General features: G+C 67.6%; 12 protein-coding genes. 10 read left to right on the forward strand and 2 right to left on the reverse strand.

The annotated features are described in order from the left end of the window. The first annotated feature begins 46 nt into the window (after positions 1 to 46). The 4 genes from lhpH (at position 47) to WS61_RS27605 (ending at position 5,247) form a co-directional block, all read left to right on the forward strand. The gene (gene lhpH, locus WS61_RS27590) at positions 47 to 1,054 is read left to right on the forward strand and encodes a trans-3-hydroxy-L-proline dehydratase (RefSeq protein WP_059505218.1); all 1,008 of its coding nucleotides are present in this window, start codon (positions 47 to 49) and stop codon (positions 1,052 to 1,054) included. Between the two features lie 197 nt (positions 1,055 to 1,251). Then, on the forward strand, positions 1,252 to 3,843 hold the full coding sequence (locus WS61_RS27595; protein WP_059505220.1) for a penicillin-binding protein 1A: 2,592 nt from the start codon (positions 1,252 to 1,254) through the stop codon (positions 3,841 to 3,843). A 205-nt stretch (positions 3,844 to 4,048) separates the two neighbouring features. Further along, positions 4,049 to 4,375 carry a DUF4148 domain-containing protein gene (locus WS61_RS27600; protein WP_059505222.1) on the forward strand — a complete coding sequence of 109 codons (327 nt, stop codon included), beginning with the start codon at positions 4,049 to 4,051 and terminating at the stop codon, positions 4,373 to 4,375. Positions 4,376 to 4,842: 467 nt separating this feature from the next. Beyond that, a complete protein-coding gene (locus tag WS61_RS27605) occupies positions 4,843 to 5,247 on the forward strand; it encodes a lysozyme inhibitor LprI family protein (RefSeq protein ID WP_059505223.1) in 405 nt (134 codons plus the stop codon). A gap of 136 nt (positions 5,248 to 5,383) precedes the next feature. Here WS61_RS27605 and WS61_RS27610 read toward each other — a convergent pair whose 3' ends face one another. Then, positions 5,384 to 6,031 carry a response regulator transcription factor gene (locus WS61_RS27610; protein ID WP_034204855.1) on the reverse strand — a complete coding sequence of 216 codons (648 nt, stop codon included), beginning with the start codon at positions 6,029 to 6,031 and terminating at the stop codon, positions 5,384 to 5,386. Beyond that, a complete protein-coding gene (locus tag WS61_RS27615) occupies positions 6,028 to 8,130 on the reverse strand; it encodes a PAS domain-containing sensor histidine kinase (protein WP_059505225.1) in 2,103 nt (700 codons plus the stop codon). The genes WS61_RS27610 and WS61_RS27615 overlap by 4 nt, the downstream gene beginning before the upstream one ends. A 3-nt stretch (positions 8,131 to 8,133) precedes the next feature. On the opposite strand from WS61_RS27615, the gene WS61_RS35075 reads away from it, so the two are divergent. The 6 genes from WS61_RS35075 to WS61_RS27640 all read left to right on the forward strand — a co-directional run bounded on the left by WS61_RS35075 (position 8,134) and on the right by WS61_RS27640 (position 14,201). After that, positions 8,134 to 8,295 (forward strand): hypothetical protein, encoded by a 162-nt coding sequence (locus tag WS61_RS35075; protein WP_156440506.1) that lies wholly within the window; start codon positions 8,134 to 8,136, stop codon positions 8,293 to 8,295. Positions 8,296 to 8,447: 152 nt separating this feature from the next. Then, on the forward strand, positions 8,448 to 8,918 hold the full coding sequence (locus WS61_RS27620; RefSeq protein ID WP_059505227.1) for a universal stress protein: 471 nt from the start codon (positions 8,448 to 8,450) through the stop codon (positions 8,916 to 8,918). 335 nt (positions 8,919 to 9,253) lie between these two features. Further along, positions 9,254 to 9,760 carry a cupin domain-containing protein gene (locus WS61_RS27625; protein ID WP_059505228.1) on the forward strand — a complete coding sequence of 169 codons (507 nt, stop codon included), beginning with the start codon at positions 9,254 to 9,256 and terminating at the stop codon, positions 9,758 to 9,760. Between the two features lie 185 nt (positions 9,761 to 9,945). Beyond that, the gene (locus WS61_RS27630; protein WP_059505230.1) at positions 9,946 to 10,971 is read left to right on the forward strand and encodes a DedA family protein/thiosulfate sulfurtransferase GlpE; all 1,026 of its coding nucleotides are present in this window, start codon (positions 9,946 to 9,948) and stop codon (positions 10,969 to 10,971) included. 699 nt (positions 10,972 to 11,670) lie between these two features. Further along, positions 11,671 to 13,053, forward strand: a complete 1,383-nt coding sequence (locus WS61_RS27635; RefSeq protein WP_059505232.1) for an amino acid permease — start codon at positions 11,671 to 11,673, stop codon at positions 13,051 to 13,053. Between the two features lie 212 nt (positions 13,054 to 13,265). Next, on the forward strand, positions 13,266 to 14,201 hold the full coding sequence (locus tag WS61_RS27640; RefSeq protein WP_059505234.1) for a universal stress protein: 936 nt from the start codon (positions 13,266 to 13,268) through the stop codon (positions 14,199 to 14,201). Positions 14,202 to 14,358: the final 157 nt, after the last annotated feature.

The following is a 14,358-nucleotide window of genomic DNA, read 5'->3' on the forward strand; positions in this document are numbered from 1 at the left end:
GACGGCGGCCGCGCCGCCGTCCTTCGTTTCAACGCATTCGATCCCCATGAAAATTTCCCGCTCCCTTTCCACCGTCGAAGCGCACACCGGCGGCGAGGCGTTCCGCATCGTCACGAGCGGGCTGCCGCGGCTGCCCGGCGACACGATCGTCCAGCGCCGCGCGTGGCTCAAGGAGAACGCCGACGAGATCCGCCGCGCGCTGATGTTCGAACCGCGCGGCCATGCCGACATGTACGGCGGCTACCTGACCGAGCCCGTGTCGCCGCATGCGGATTTCGGCGTGATCTTCGTGCACAACGAAGGCTACAGCGACCATTGCGGACACGGCGTGATCGCGCTGTCGACGGCGGCCGTCGAACTCGGCTGGGTGCAGCGCACGGTGCCGGAGACGCGGGTCGGCATCGACGCGCCGTGCGGCTTCATCGAGGCCTTCGTCAAATGGGACGGCGAACATGCCGGGCCCGTGCGCTTCGTCAACGTGCCGTCGTTCATCTGGCGGCGCGACGTGTCGGTCGACACGCCGTCGTTCGGCACCGTGACCGGCGACATCGCGTATGGCGGCGCGTTTTATTTCTATGTCGACGGCGCGCCGTTCGACCTGCCGGTGCGCGAATCGGCGGTCGAAAAACTGATCCGCTTCGGCGCGGAAGTGAAGGCGGCCGCGAACGTGAAGTATCCGGTCGTGCATCCGGAGATCCCGGAAATCAACCACATTTACGGCACGATCATCGCGAACGCGCCGCGCCACGCGGGTTCGACGCAGGCGAACTGTTGCGTGTTCGCGGATCGCGAGGTCGACCGCTCGCCGACCGGTTCCGGCACCGGCGGGCGCGTCGCGCAGCTCTACCAGCGCGGGCTGCTCGCGGCGGGCGACACGCTCGTCAACGAATCGATCGTCGGCACGGTCTTCAAGGGGCGCGTGCTGCGCGAAACGACGGTCGGGGACATCCCGGCCGTCATCCCGGAAGTGGAGGGCAGCGCGCATATCTGCGGGTTCGCGAACTGGATCGTCGACGAGCGCGATCCGCTCACGTACGGATTTCTCGTACGCTGAGCCGCAGCGCCGGTCGCGCCGCCGTCGCGTCCTCGCTGCGACCTCGCCGCGCGGCGTTCAGGTTGTGGTACCAGGTTTGGCGCGTCGTTCCGGTCGCGGAGCACGCGCCTTTTTTGCGTCGGCGCCGTCGCGAAACCGCATCGCCGTGTGCCCGCCCGGCGCCGCCGCGGGTCGGACGGCCGCGCGAGTTTGGTACGATGCAGCCTTTTCAGCCGAGCTCCACCCGCGTGAATCGCCGAAACGTGTCGTCAGTGCGTGACTTGTGTGCCAGATGGGTCGCGCGCGCTCAACCTGTCGCGGCAGCCGCCGTCGCGCGGGTCAAGCCTCTCGCCGCCGCCGCGTGGCACCATGTCCGCCACCCGACGCGCCGCGGCGTGCTGCTCACCGCCGCCGCCGTGCCGGCGCTGTTCGCGGCGTATGTGGTCGTGCTCGTTCCGTTCACGCCGGGCATCGGCGACATCCGCAAGGCGCGCGTCGACCAGCCGGCGCAGGTGCTGTCGGCCGACGGCAAGCTGCTGGCCGAATTCAAGCCGTCGAACCGGGAATGGGTGCCGCTCAAGCAGATCTCGCCGCACATGGTCGACGCGCTGATCGCGACCGAGGATCACCGCTTCTACGCGCACCACGGCCTCGACTGGAAGCGCACGGCGTCGGCCGCGCTCCATACGTTCTCGGGCAGCCGCCAGGGCGGCTCGACGATCACGCAGCAGCTCGCGCGCAACCTGTATCCGGACGAGATCGGCCGCGCGCCGACGCTCACGCGCAAGGTGAAGGAGGCGATCACCGCGCTGAAGATCGAGGCCGTCTACAGCAAGGACCAGATCCTCGAGACCTACCTGAACACGGTGCCGTTCCTGTACAACGCGTACGGCGTCGAGATGGCCGCGCGCACCTATTTCGACAAGTCGGCCGACGAACTCGACGTGCTCGACAGCGCGACGCTCGTCGGGATGCTGAAGGGCAACAGCTACTACAACCCGGTGCTGAACCCCGAGCGCGCGCTGCAGCGGCGCAACACGGTGCTCGGCCAGATGGTGAAGTACGGCAAGCTGTCGCCGGCGCAGTTCGCGCAGTTGCAGCGCCGGCCGCTGCGCATCGACTTCGAACGCCAGAAGGAGCCGCCCGGGCCGGCGCCGCATTTCGCGCAGCAGTTGCGCAAATGGCTGATCGCGTGGGCCGACCGCAACGACTACAACATCTACTCGGACGGGCTGATCGTGCGCACGACGATCGATTCGCGCCTCCAGCAGATGGCGACGCAGGCGCTCACGCTGCAGGGCAATCAGTTGCAGGGCATCGCGAACAACGCATGGAGCGGCCGCGACGGCTGCGGCACCGACAACGAGGTGTTCCGCACCTTCATGCGCGAATCGCCCGAGTACAAGGCGGCGCAGGACGCCGGCAAGGACGACGCGGCGGCGATGAAGATGCTCGCGGCCGACCGCGGTTTCCTGCATGCGCTGTGCAAGGCGAAGACCGACGTGCAGGCCGGCTTCCTCGCAATCGATCCGCGCGACGGGCAGATCCGCGCGTGGGTCGGCAGCCGCGACTTCACCCGTGAGCCGTTCGACCACGTCGCGCAGGCGCGGCGCCAGCCGGGCTCGACGTTCAAGCCGTTCGTCTATGGCGCCGCGTTTGCGAGCGGGATGAAGCCGGACGACACGTTCATCGACCAGCCGGTCGAGATCCCGTTGAAAGGCGGCGAGATCTGGCGGCCGAACGACGAAGTGCCGCCTACGGGCAAGCCGATGACCTTGCGCGACGCGGTCGCGCTGTCGCGCAACCGGATCACCGCGCAGGTGATGGAGAAGATCGGCCCGGCCGCCGTCGCGCGGCTGGCGCGCGACATGGGCGTGCGCGAAAGCCCGCTCGAACGCGTGCCGTCGCTCGCGCTCGGCACGAGCCCGGTCACGCTGAAGGAAATGGTCGCCTCGTACGCGACGATCGCGAACGGCGGGCTGTACGTCGAGCCGCAGATGGTCACGCGCATCGAGAATCGCCAGGGCGACGTGCTCGCCGAATACGCACCGGCGCCGCCCGAGCGCGCGCTCGATGCCGAAACCGACAAGATGCTGCTCGACGTGATGCGCGATGTCGTCACGCGCGGCACGGGCGGCAGCATCCGCACGCGCTTCGGCATCCGCGGCGACGTGGCCGGCAAGACCGGCACGACGCAGGACAATGCGGACGGCTGGTTCATCCTGATGCAGCCGGGCCTCGTCGCCGGCGCGTGGGTCGGATTCGACGACGGCCGCGTGACGCTGCGCAGCGACTACTGGGGGCAGGGCGCGCACAGCGCGCTGCCGATCGTCGGCGATTTCTTCCAGCGCGCGCAGCGCGCCCGGATCGTCGATACCAAGGCGAAATTCGATACCGAGCCGTCGCCGGGCTGGTTCGCGTCGCTGCGCGAGCGCGCGGCCGACCTGTTCGACACGTGGTTCCCGCCCGAGCCGAAGAAGGTGCCCGTGCCGGTCAGGACGCAGCGTATCGAGCGCCCGGCCGAGGCCGACGAGGGGGCGGCATCGGCGGCATCCGCCGCATCGGCGCCGGATGCCGCATCGGGCGGTATCGTCGAGGAATGGGTGCCGGCATCCGAAGTGGCCGCGTCGGCCGCCGCGCTGTCGGCGGGCGCCTCGCAACTGCAGCCGCAGCCTGCGCCGCCGCCGGCAGGCGCCAGTGCGACGAGTGGAAGCAGCGCCGGTATCGGCGTCGCCCCTTCGGCCGTGCCGGCTCCGCCGCCGTCGGTGCCGATGCCGGCCGCGCCCGATCCGACCGGCGCTTCGCAGTAACGAAGCCGTGTCGCGGCATTCGGCGCGCAGGCGGCGATAATCGTCTGACGAAACGACTTATTCCCGCTCGATTGTACGGTTTCGATCAACAGTGAATTTGCGATTTAAGTATTTACCCTGATAGCCGAGCCTCCTAGACTTCTACTCATGCGCAACGACCTCGAGTCCGAAGCGCCTGACAAAACAATCCCGGAGGTAACGCATCATGAAATCGCTGATCAAGGCAGTTGCACTGGCCGCCCTGGTGGCCGCACCGGTCGTCTCGTTTGCCCAATCGAACCAGCAGCCGCTGACCCGCGCGCAGGTGCGCGCCGAGCTGGTCCAGCTCGAAAAGGCCGGCTACAACCCGAACGACTGGATGAACTATCCGGAAAACATCCAGGCCGCCCAGGCCAAGATCGCCGCGCAGAACGCCGGTGCGCAAGCCGACGCAACCGGCTACGGTTCGAACCCGGTCGCGACGTCGCAGTCGGGCCAGCGCGCGGTCGTGCCGGCCGTGAGCGACCGCTCGTCGGTGTACTTCGGCCACTAAGCCAGCCGTCGTTTCGCGGCCTTGAAGGCCGCGGCTGACGTCGTATCGAAAGCCCGCACTCGGTTCAGTTCCGAGTGCGGGCTTTTTCCATGATACGAAGCTCAGCGAACCGGCGCACACGGCGGGCGAAATCGTCGGCCGGGCAATCCGATATTTGCCGATGCCGGAGGTCTCTCTTCCCATGGGTTCGTTCGGGCCGACGCCGGGAAGTCTCTCTTTCCATGGGTTCGTTCGAGCAAGATCCGCGGGCAATCGACCGCGACCACCTGCAGCACCCGAGACCGCGATTGCGGTGCATGCGCAATCGTTCCCGAGCGAGTGTCCGGCTGCAACCCCGGCCCCCCGCTGACAATCCGCCGCGCGTGCGCTAGCATCGCGGTCGATGTTGCCGCGGGGAGCGCGGCCAATCCACACGGGGCGCCGCAGGGCACCGGGTTTCCAACTTCAACGAACAACAAGGAGCATCCATGCGTGTCTTGACCGGTCTGCTGGGCTCGCTGGCGCTGGTGGCGAGCGTCGCCCATGCGCAGGCGAATTGTGCGGACGCGACGGATCAGGCGACGATGACGGCGTGTGCCGATCGCGCGTACAAGAAATCCGACGGGGAACTGAACCGGACTTACCAGGCCGTCACCGCGCGCCTGCGCGATGCGCGTCCGCTTGCCGACAAGCTCGTGAATGCACAGCGCGCGTGGATCGCGTACCGCGATGCCGAATGCCATTTCTCGAGCGCGAATGCCGAGGGCGGCAGTGCGTATCCGATGGTCGTATCGACCTGCCTCGACGATTTGACGAAAGCGCGCACCGAAACGCTGAAGGGCTATTTGTCCTGCGAGGAGGGCGACCTCGCGTGCCCGGTGCCCGCGAAGTAACGATCACGCGCGGGCCCGTCGAGGCCCGCACTACACTGGCTAGACGTCGTCCGCTACACGTCGCCGTTACACGTCGTCCGTTACACGTCGTCCGTTACACGTCGTCCGTTACACGTCGTCCGTTACACGTCGTCCGTTACACGTCGTCCGTTTCGTCGAGCAGCTTGTGCCGCATTGCGTAACGCACGAGCGCCGCTTCGTGCGGCATCTGCATCTTTTCGAGAATCCGCGTCTTGTAGGTGCTGACCGTCTTCGCGCTCACGCACAGCGCATTCGCGATCTCGGTCAGCGTCTGGCCGGCGGCGATCCGCCGGAACACGTCGAATTCGCGGTCCGACAGCCGCTGGTGCGGCAGCGTTTCGGCCGGCTCGTTCAGGCTCTGCGCGAACTGCTCGGCCATCGCGAGGCTCACGTAGACGCCGCCCGACGCCACTTTCGCGACCGCGCCGACCAGCTCCGCGCTCGCGCTTTCCTTCGTCAGATAGCCGGACGCGCCCGCGCGGAACGCGCGCACCGCGTATTGCTGCTCCGCGTGCATCGTCAGCACCAGCACGCGCAGCGCGGGTTTCTCGTCCTTGATCTGCTTGATCAGCTCGACGCCGTTGCGGCCCGGCATCGACAGGTCGAGCACGAGTACCTGCGCGGGCGTCGCACGCACCAGCGCGATCGTCGACGGGCCGTCGCAGGCTTCGCCGGCCACCTCGAAACCGGTGGCGTTCTGGAGGATGTGCCGCAGACCGTCGCGTACGAGCGTATGGTCGTCGGCGATGAGCACCTTGATCATGTGATGAGCGTGTCCTGTTGAACGGTGCCGAGCGGAAACGCGACGGTAATCGAGAAGCCGCGCGCGAGCGCGGTGTCGATCGTCACGGTGCCGCCCAGCATGTGTGCGCGTTCGCGAATGCCGATCAGGCCGAACGACTTGTCCTCGTGGGCCGGACCGCCGGGCGCCGCGCCGCGGCCGTTGTCCGCGACGCGCAGCACGCAAAAGCCTTCCTCGATGTCGAGCCGCAACGTCACGCGCGTCGCATCCGCATGACGCGCGACGTTCGTCAGCGCTTCCTGGACGATGCGGAACAGCGTGGTCGCGCCCGTACTGGTGAACGTGAGGCCGCCCGTTTCGATGTGACGCTCGACATCGATCCCGTAGCGGTTCGTGAAATCGTTCGCGAGCCATTCGATCGCGGGCACGAGGCCGAGATCGTCGAGCATCACCGGCCGCAGGTCGGCCGCGATGCGCCGCACCGACGCGACCGTCGCGTCGATCAGCCGCCGCATGCCTTGCAGATGCAATTGCACGCCTTCGTCGGGCTGCGCGCGGCCGGGCATGCGCAATTGCTGCTCGACGACGGACAGGTCCATCTTCAACGCGGTGAGCTGCTGCCCGAGGTCGTCGTGCAGCTCGCGCGCGATGCGGGTTTTTTCCTCTTCGCGCACGTTCTGCAGGTTCGCGGACAATTCGCGCAATTCCTCGCGCGATTGCTTCAGCGCGTTCTCGGCCCGCTGCCGCTCGGTGATGTCGCGCAGCATCACCGTATAAAGCTTGCCCGACGCGTCGCGGATCTGCGAGATCGACGCTTCGATCGGGAATTCCTCGCCGTTGGCCCGCAGCCCGAACAGCACGCGCTGGCGGCCCATCTGCCGCTCCGACACGCCCGTCACGCCGAACTGGTCGACGTGCTTCGCATGTGCGGCGCGGAACCGCTCGGGAATGAAGCGCGACAGCGGCGCGCCGATCGCCTCCATCGCGGACACGCCGAACACCTGTTCGGCCATCGGATTGAAGATCACGACCTTCTGCGTTTCGTCGATCGTGATGATCGCTTCCATCGACGAACGGATGATGCCCATCATCCGCGCCTCGTTGAGGATGCCGCGGCTGCTCGCGCCGGCATCGGCGCGCCCGCGCAGCAGCGCATGGACGAGCGCCGCGAACCCGAACGACGCGATCAGCCCGGCGGCGAGCACGGTGCCGGCCGCACGCTGCGCGCCGGTCGCGCTCGGCCGGCCGTCCGCGGAATAGGCAAGCGTCAGCGCGGTGCCGCCGAAATTCAGCACGTCGGTGCGCCGCATCAGGTCGGGCGACGCCGACGCTTCGTCGGTCGTCGTCTCGACGCTGACGATCGCGCGCGAATCGCCGCCGGCGGTCATCCGCAGATCGATCCCGCGCTCCGCGTCGAGCGCGCGCTCGACCAGGCGCCGCGCGCTCAGCGCCGCGAACAGCATTCCGTCGGCGCCGGCTTCGCGCGTGCCGGACGGCGTGGCGGCGGCCAGCGGCGAGGTCGTTACGGGCAGGAACAGCGTCAGGGTGCGTGCGTCGTGGGAGCTGTCGTCGTCGGCGGGGTGGACGCCGAGCGCGATATCGCCGGTCCGCAGCGCACGCGTGAGCGGCGCCGCGTCGAACGCGCCGAAGCGCACGACCGGCGCGTTCGACGCGGGGGCGCTGAGCGTCGCCGCCGCGAGCGCATCGGCCGGCAGCGGCTTCGTGCCGGCCAGCGCACCGCGCGCCGCGGGCGTCAGCGGTGCATAGCCGATCTGCCGGACCGGCGAGCGGCCGCTGTCGAGATCGAGCGTTTCCGCATACCGGCGCCATTGGCCGGGCGTCATGTCCGGCACAAGGCCGAACGCGCCGCGCGCGCCTTCGAGCACGGCGGCACCGGCCTGCAGTTCATGCCGCAGCATCGCGGTCACGTGCGTCGTGCGGCGTTCGAAACGCGTGTGAACGGCGCCTTGCCACTGCTCGCGCACCAGGAGCGCGACACCGAGCGATAGCACCGCACCCGCGCACAGCGTAACGACGCCGGTCGCGAGTGGCTGGCGTAACATGATCTGAAGGCGCGTGGGCCCTCGGGCGTCCCGCGTCGGGGTTCCACTGGCGGTCATTCGATGGCCATTCTGTTGTTCGGACTACCCGGGGCACTCGGGCAGCGCGGCAAAACCGGGGAAAACTCGCACCGGCTGCATGCAACGATTATTTTCAAGATGAAATTGTGCGCGTTTTATACGTTTTTTGTAATGGGGTCGGTTGAAATTGCAGCAAACGCGTGAAGCAGCGCGCGCCGGCCGCGGTTGACGCGCGTCAACGCACGCGCCGGCACGTGGGGCAGACTGTTCGGCAGGCAAGCCGGCGCCGGGCCGGCTTGCGATGACGGGCCGTCGTTGCGCAACGCGCGACGCCTGCCCGGTCGGAGGGGCGGACCATGTACAAGCGGATTTTCGTCGGGCTCGACGGCAGCCCGAGCGCGCGTCTCGCGCTGAACGAGGCGATCCGGATCGCGACGGCGTCCGGCGGCGAAGTGACGTGTGCGTACGTCGTCGAACATCGGCCGCAGCTCGTCGACGTCGACGCCGGCTTCGCCGCCGAGCACGACGGCGATGTCGCCGCGACCGATGCCGCGACGCCGGTACTCGACGCAGCGAAAGCGATGCTCGCGCAGCAGCATGTGCGAGGCACGGTGCGTGCGCTCGACGCGTACGGCGAGGACATCGCGACGGTGCTGATGCGTACCGCGGCCGAAGCCGACGCCGATCTGATCGTGATGGGCACGAGCGGGCGGCACGGCCTGCGCAGGCTGTTGCTCGGCAGCGTGGCGGAATCGCTGCTGCGTGCGGCCGACCGGCCGGTGCTGCTGGTACGGCACGACGAGGCGGGCACGTCGGCGGCTGCGTGACCGACGCGGTACGGCGGGCCGATGCGGCAGCAGCGCGCGCAGTTGGCGGGCTGCCGCGCGGCATTCCGGACTTCTTGCGTGAGCAGGTGTGCTGCGTCGTCGAATCGCCCAACACGGCGCGGCGAGCAGCGCCGATACGCATCGCCGATACGCGATTGCGCGTCCGCAGTTGCATCCCGGCATGCAGTTCTGGCAGCATCGGCCGGTGTCCGCTCGATCGCCGCGTGCATGGCAGCCGCGATCGACGCAGGGGCATCCGGCGGCACCCGGGCGCATGAATCGCGATCGGACAGTCGGCCGGATGCCGGTTTTCTACCTTACCGACGTCATCCGCCATGCCGATTTCCGCGACCGACCTGATTCGCCAGTTCGACCTGCAGCCGCATCCCGAAGGCGGCTATTTCCGTGAAACCTACCGCGCGACCGAGTCGGTCGTGCGCCCGTCCGACGGCGCGCCGCGTGCCGCGTCGACCGCGATCTACTACCTGCTGTGCGACGGCGCGTATTCGTCGTGGCATCGCATCCGTTCCGACGAAGTCTGGCATTTCTACGCGGGCGATCCGATCGAAGTGTGGGTGCTCGATGCGCGCGACGGGCTGACGATCCACCGGCTCGGCAACCCGCTCACCCATCCGGGCACCGTGTTCCAGACGGTCGTGCAGGCCGGAAGCTGGTTCGGCGCGCGCTGCGCGTCGCCGCAGCACGTCGCGCTCGTCGGCTGCACGGTTGCGCCCGGATTCGAGTTCGCGGAGTTCGAGCTGGCGGATGCGGCCGCGCTGGCGGCCGAGTTTCCCGACTACGCGGAACATATCGCACAACTCGCGCCGCGCTCCGACGTGTGACCGTCACGGTCGCGTCACGCCGCGCGCAAAGCCCGCGCCGCCGGCCGGTGTTCCGCGCGAGCGAGGCCAAACCCGTTTAGAATGCGCATGATGCATCGGTCGATCGCGGACGTGCCGCGGCGGCCGTTGCGCCGCCGTACCGACGGCCCTGTCGCGCGGCCCGCATGTCTTCCAGGAGCGCCGCCGTGTGGCACTTTCCCATCGCTATTCCATCGTCGCTCGGCCCGTGGGCCGTGTTCGCGAGCGTGTTGATCACGCAGCTCGGCGTGCCGGTGCCGGCCGTGCCGATGCTGATTCTCGGCGGCACGATGGCGGCGATGGGGCAGGCGTCCTGGGTCAGCATGTTCGCGGCGGCGATCGGCGCGACGATGCTGGCCGATTCCCTTTGGTTCTTCATGGGCCGCACGCGCGGCCGGCGCCTGCTGAACGGCCTCGTGCGCTTCTCGCTTTCGCTCGACACGACGCTGCGTTTCGCGCGTAACGTATTCGAAAGGTACGGCGCGCCGCTGCTCGTGCTGTCGAAATTCCTGCCGGGCCTTGGCCTCGTGTCGGCGCCGCTGCTCGGCACGACCGCGATCGGCGTCGGCGTATTCCTGTTCTGGGATCTGGCGGGCGCGTCGCTGTGGGCGGCGTTCTGGCTGATCGGCGGCGCGGCCATTCACGACCAGATCGTCCAGTTCGTGCTGTGGGTGCGCGCGAGCGGCGGCACGATTCTCGACGCGTTTCTCGCGATCTTCATCACGTTCCTGCTGTACCGCTGGGTGCGTCGCGTGCAGTTCCGCCGCTATCTCGCGCAGGTGCGCATCTCGCCGCCGCAGCTCGTGGAGATGATGACGTCCGACGAACCGCCGCTGATCTTCGATGCACGTCCGAAGGCGATTCGCGAACGCGAGCCGTACCGGATTGCCGGTGCGGTGCCGGTCGATCTCGATTCGCCGGACCTGCTCGATCCAGAAGTGCTGAAACGGCCGATCGTCGTCTATTGCGTGTGCCCGAACGAGGCGACCGCGAAGCGGCTGATCGCGAAGATGCAGCGCAAGAAGATGATCCACAACATCCGGGCGCTGAAGGGCGGCCTCGATGCGTGGGAAAAGCACGGTTATCCGGTCGAGCCGCTGCCGGCGGATCTCGATTCGTCGCGGTATTTCGTGCGGCCGGAGCAGGGTGGGCTGGAAGGCGAGTATACGGTGCGGGCGACGTTGTCGAAGTGATGCAGCCGGCGTTGCTGGTATCGCTGAGCGTGTGAGCGCGCATCCTGGCCTGTTCGATCGCGTCATCGCTACCGGTGGCGATATGAATCTCATCGGGGAGGCGAAACTGGCCTGCATTCCCGAGCAGATCGGCGACGACTTCGTGTAAGCGGGTGATAACAAAGCCCTCAGCGACGACCTCTGCCGGTGCGCATCTCCGACGCCGCCGAAGCTGGCGGCATCGCAGTCGGTCTCGTAAATCGAGGTCTGAACTCAAGAATGCGCGTCCGCCGCGCGCATTCGAATCCAATCACCGCTTTCACCCACCGCGATTTTCCCGAAAATCGCCTGGCGTGAAACCGCCGATCCTCCCTATAATCCCGCCTGCATATTGCGTGCGCTCGATTGCGCACATTCGACGCGCGTTCGTTCGCGCCGAAAGCGATGAATCCCGTTGCCGCTCGTCACGCGCACAGCCGCGTCGCGCGGGTCGGTCGGGTGTACTCCGTGAAAGGCCCTATCCGTATATCCGGACTGTTCCGGGAAATACGGATAATCCGCGGCAATTCCAACCGAATTGACGCGGCATCCGTGTCGTTTCTTATTCGGAAATCGACAATGGGGATTATTTCGTTTTCGGCTGCCGAAATCGGCATGAACGGTCGCGCATTGTCATCGACACAATGACGGCGGCCCGCCCGCGGCCGCCAGGAGACGAATTTGAAACAACCAGAAGATCAACTGCATCGCGGGCTGGAAGAACGGCACATCAACCTGATGGCGCTCGGCGCGACGATCGGCGTCGGCCTGTTCCTCGGCTCGGCCACCGCGATCCGCACGGCCGGCCCGGCCATCCTGCTGACCTACCTGCTGGGCGGCCTCGCAATCTTCCTGATCATGCGCGCGCTCGGCGAGATGGCGATCACCAACCCGGTCGCCGGCGCCTTCAGCCGCTATGCGCGCGACTACCTCGGCCCGCTCGCGGGCTATCTGACCGGCTGGACCTACTGGTTCGTGTGGATCGTCACCTGCATGGCGGAAATCACGGCGGTCGGCGTCTACATGCACATGTGGTTCCCCGGCGTGCCGAACTGGATCTGGGCGCTCGCGGCGCTCCTGGCGATGGGCTCGGTGAACTTCATCGCGGTCAAGCTGTATGGCGAATTCGAATTCTGGTTCGCGCTGATCAAGATCGTCACGATCGTGCTGATGATCGTCGGCGGCGGCCTGATGATCGCGTTCGGCATCGGCAACGGCGGTGTCGCGACCGGCATCTCGAACCTGTGGTCGCACGGCGGCTTCATGCCGAACGGGATCAACGGCGTGATCGCCGCGCTGCCGATCGTGATGTTCGCGTATCTCGGCGTCGAGATGCTCGGCCTCACGGCCGGCGAGGCGCGCAACCCGGAGAAGTCGCTGACGAAGGCCGTGAATTCGGTGTTCTGGCGCGTGCTGATTTTCTACATCGGCGCGCTGTTCGTGATCATGTCGCTCTATCCGTGGGACCGGATCGGCACGCAGGGCAGCCCGTTCGTGATGACGTTCTCGCGGCTCGGCATTCCGGCCGCCGCTGGCATCATCAACTTCGTCGTGCTGACCGCTGCGCTGTCGTCGTGCAACAGCGGCCTGTTCAGCACCGCGCGGATGCTCTACAACCTCGCGCAGCAGGGCCAGGCGCCGGCCGCGCTCGGTCGCGTGAATCGCAGCGGCGTGCCCGTGTACGGTGTGGCCGTGTCGGTCGCGCTGCTGCTGATCGGCGTGTTGCTCAACTATCTCGCGCCGCAGCACGTGTTCACGTGGCTCACGTCGGTATCGACGTTCGGCGCGATCTGGACGTGGTGCGTGATCCTGATCGCGCAGATGCGTTTTCGCCGCACGCTGTCGGCCGACAAGATCGCGCGCCTGCCGATCCGCGTGCCGTTCTATCCGCTCGGTTCGTTCGTCGCGCTCGGCTTTCTCGTGCTGGTCGTCGTGCTGATGGCGTTTACGCCCGATACGCGCGTCGCGCTGGTGATCGGGCCGGTGTGGATCGTGCTGCTCGGCATCGCGTACGCGCTGTTCTATGCGAACCGTCCGGCCGCGTCGATGCCGACGAAGCCGTAAACGGCACAGGCAGGGTGCCGCACGATCGTTGATCGCGATCATGCACGCGCGGGCCGGACGGCCTATGCTGAACGAACGCATTGCTCGTCCGCGCTTCGCGTGACAGCCCGCCGATCCTGCGGCCACGGCGGCGGTCCGACGCGGCGGCGCCGCTGCCGCGCGAAGCCCCCGTCGTCGTTCGGCGACGACGTGCACGCACGGAGACCTTCGCCATGCAGCCTGCCCTGTCCATCCCGACGCTCGCGCGGATCGCGCTGGCCGTCGATCCGACGCCCGAATCGCTGACCGCCGCACGTTACGTGCGCACGCTGCTGCGTCCCGGCATGCGATTGCGCATCGTGTGCGCGATCGACAATCCGCGCCTCGTGCTGCCCGACATTCCGCGCATCGACGCGCTGCTGACGTCCGCGCGCGAGGACATGGTGCGCGAAGCGCAAGCCACCTGCGAGCGGATCGCGGCGCTGTTCGCCGATAGCGGCGTCGACGTCGAACGAACGGTCGTCGATACGTCGATCACGGGCGGCTCGGTGGCGGACGCCCTGGTGAACGATACGTCGACGTGGCACGCGAACGTGCTGGCGATCGGCGCGAACCCGCATCACGGGTTGTTGCGGCTCGTCGAAGGCGCGATGTCGGACACGCTGACGAAACGCGCGCGCTGTGCGCTGCTGATCGTGCCCGGCACCTATGCACGGCCGTCGGACGGCGCGCTGCAGCGGCTGATGTTCGCGGTCGACGGCAGCGAGCCGTCGCTGCACGCGCTGCGCGTCGGGCTCGGCTTCGCGGCGCCGACGACGTTGCTGTATGCGACGTACGTGATCGATCGCGCGGTTCGCCTGACCGATGTCGTGCCGGTGCGCGCGCTCGAGGATGCGTACCGCGCGGAAGGCGAGGATGCGCTCGCGAAGATCGGCCCGCTGCTCCATGCGACGGGCAATCCGACCAAGCGCGGCATCGTCGAAACGCGTCCGACCAGCGACGACGTGGCTCATGCGCTGATGCGCGAGGCCGTGCACTGGCGGGCGGAGCTGCTGGTGGTCGGCACGCATGGCCGTCGCGGCATCGCTGCCTGGCTGATCGGCAGCGTCGCGCGGCGGGTCGCGCATCTCGCGCAGGTGCCCGTGCTGCTGGTGCGTGGCGCGGAATGAATCCCGCGTTATCGCAATCGAAGCGGGTTTGGATTGACCTGCATCAGAAACGCGGCGCACATCGCGTGAGACAGTGACGAAACGTCGGCGATGCGGCTGGCCCGTCGTGCATGTGCGATTCCCGACCGCGCCTGCATGCAGGAAGCGATCGCTACCG

The sequence above is a fragment of the Burkholderia sp. ABCPW 11 genome, assembly GCF_001523445.1.
Classification (GTDB): Bacteria; Pseudomonadota; Gammaproteobacteria; order Burkholderiales; family Burkholderiaceae; genus Burkholderia.